The organism is Sphingopyxis sp. (assembly GCF_035565275.1).
Classification (GTDB): domain Bacteria; phylum Pseudomonadota; class Alphaproteobacteria; order Sphingomonadales; family Sphingomonadaceae; genus Sphingopyxis.
This window is the reverse complement of sequence record NZ_DATMST010000333.1, coordinates 1-1,880: the sequence shown is the minus strand read 5'-3', so window position 1 is coordinate 1,880 and position 1,880 is coordinate 1. Positions and strand designations below refer to the sequence as shown.

General features: G+C 63.8%; 3 protein-coding genes. All 3 read right to left on the bottom strand.

From position 1 onward, the window contains the following. A partial coding sequence (locus tag VN047_RS21745) for a hypothetical protein (protein ID WP_325546410.1) occupies positions 1–182 on the bottom strand: 182 nt, incomplete at its 3' end. Between the two features lie 206 nt (positions 183–388). After that, on the bottom strand, positions 389–1,153 hold the full coding sequence (locus VN047_RS21740) for a helix-turn-helix domain-containing protein (protein ID WP_325546408.1): 765 nt from the start codon (positions 1,151–1,153) through the stop codon (positions 389–391). A gap of 537 nt (positions 1,154–1,690) precedes the next feature. Continuing rightward, a partial coding sequence (locus VN047_RS21735; protein ID WP_325546406.1) for an oxidoreductase C-terminal domain-containing protein occupies positions 1,691–1,880 on the bottom strand: 190 nt, incomplete at its 5' end.

Genomic DNA, 1,880 nt, shown 5'->3' with positions numbered 1-1,880 from the left:
CCGCGGCCGCCGCCGCCGCCCGCAATGCCGCCAGTTGGGCCGCCCCCTCCCTGCGTGAGCTGCTGCGCCTGCGCAATGGGGGGAACGATCATTCCAAGTGCGAGCGCCAACGCGGCAACCGACGTCGAAGCGCGCGCCGCCCGCCCGTAATTCTGCTCAAGGCGTTGATGGTGGTCGCGCATATGGATTCCCCTTGCCGGCATTTTGCTGCATCAAGGTGCGCGGTTTCCTGACGAACGCCGCCGCGATGCCCCGGCGACCGCCGTCTCGATCATTTGGATCGTTCGACCTCCGGGGTGTTTCACCTTCGGCGGTCCGATAAGTCGGGAGCATATGATGCGGCTATGCAATTCCGGCATGGACGCATCGGCGACCGGTCAATCCCGTGTCAGCTACCTCGTCGCAGCGTCTCCGACGGACGCTCGCCGAAACGCAGCCGATAGGCGCCGGCAAAGCGGCCAAGCTCCCAGAAACCATATTGCATTGCGACCGAGGTCACCTGCGTCGTCGAAGGATCGGAGGTCAGGAGCGTCAGGCGCACGAGATCAAGCCGCCGCCCACGCGCGTAGCTGACAGCGCTCTGCCCCAGAAATTCCTGACAGGCGAGGCTCAGCGTGCGCTCTGCGACCCCCGTCGCAGCACAGATCGCGGCCAGCGACAGCATGTCCTCCGGCTGCTCGTCCAACAGCTGTTCGAAACGGGCGACGATCCGGCGATGTCGCCCGGGCGCGCCGCGGTCGAGACGAAGCTCGCCGCCCGAAAGACCCAGCAGCAACGCGTCGATGACGGTTCCCGCCAACGCCCGCGCCGGCTCGGTCGCCTCGATGATCCAGGGTCTGTCGCGCGCGATCCGCGCCGCATCGTTCATCAGCGCGACCAGTCGCGCCATCGCCTCCTCGGGTACTTGAAACATCCGGTCATTCTGCAGTGGCCGCACCAGATCGAAGCCCGCGAGCGCCGGAGCGTGGGTGGCGAGCACCTCCGTCGGTACGACGAGAATTCCGAATGCCCACGCCATTCCACGCGGGGACGTCGTGACAGTCTCGGCCTGTGGCCGAAAATGGATGATCTGGTTCCCGCTCAGCATTCGGCCTGACACCCGGCGGGCGAGTCCGGGTTCGGTCGGGAACATGAAGGTATGGGCGTTGCTCAACTCGGCTCGCTGGGGCTGGCCTTGCGCGAACCGCCCGACCCCCAGGTCCACGTCCCCCAGCATCGCGCGTGCAAACATGGCACGAAAATCGGTGGCCGCTCCCTTGACGGGCCGTGGGCCCGAGGCCCCTCGATCCAGCCCGCCCAGAGCACTCGCCATGGCATCGGGATCGGAAAAAACACCGAAAGCGGATCGCGGTGGGCGATGCTTCTGCTGTAGATGCACGGACATCAGAGAGAGATTCCAGTCGCTTAGGATCCTAGTGCATTATCACAAGTTCGAATTTCGGGGGTCGTCCTTTCTGTACACCTATTCCCGGTTTCACAAGCTGATGGCAGCAAAGAGTTGATGTCGGTTATGGCCGGTTGCGGACAGTCGGCTTTTACAGACAAGCCCTGAAAAGCGGACGTTAGCAGGCATCTCGAGCGGATGGCGGCCCAACAGTTTAGTCTTTCGATCGTCTTCCGCGATCTGGTCGCCTGGATGGCCCGCGTCCCGCCGATCCGTTCGTTCTCGGGAGGCCCCCCATGAATTTTATCAGTTCGGGCGCTCTTTCTTAAGCAGCGCCTCCAAGGGCGTTTGGGAATCGGCGAGTTGTTCGGCGGTCGCGCGAAGCCCCGCGGTGACGATCATACGGCCCTGAACATAATCCTTCGTCGCATTGACGCAGTCGATCGCGATGACCTTGCCCGCTTTCAGATAGACGACGGAGAAGCTGCGCGTCGCG